Source organism: Streptomyces doebereineriae (assembly GCF_031845645.1).
Lineage (GTDB): Bacteria > Actinomycetota > Actinomycetes > Streptomycetales > Streptomycetaceae > Streptomyces > Streptomyces canus.
On record NZ_JAVREZ010000354.1, the window covers coordinates 1 to 441 of the forward strand.

The 441-nt window shown below is 66.2% G+C and carries 1 protein-coding gene; it reads right to left on the bottom strand.

The window, feature by feature from the left end:
• On the bottom strand, positions 1 to 342 hold a 342-nt coding region (locus RNB18_RS52265), incomplete at its 3' end, for a class I tRNA ligase family protein (RefSeq protein WP_311721087.1).
• Between the last annotated feature and the right edge of the window lie 99 nt (positions 343 to 441).

Here is a 441-nt window from a genome sequence, read left to right on the forward strand (position 1 = left end):
GTCTTCCTTGGTCTTGCCGTCGACGGCGAGCTGCTTTTCCACCACGGTCTGGGTGGCGATGCCGGCGTGGTCCATGCCGGGCAGCCACAGCACCTCATAGCCCTGCATGCGCTTGCGGCGGGTGAGGGCGTCCATCAGGGTGTGGTCGAGCGCGTGGCCCATGTGCAGGCTGCCGGTCACATTGGGCGGTGGCAGCACGATCGAGTACGGCGGCTTTTCGCTGGCCGAATCGGCGGTGAAGTATCCGGCATCCACCCAGCCCTGGTACAGGTCGGCTTCTACCGTGGCCGGATCCCAGGATTTGGGGAGGGCATCGGCACGATTGTCAGGGGTGGGGGTCACCGAGCCATTCTAAGAAGGACGTGCCCGAATACGCGAAAGCCCCCGATGCCCGGTGCGTTCCCTGGGCGTCGGAGGCTCTCGAGCCGGCTTGTACCGGGG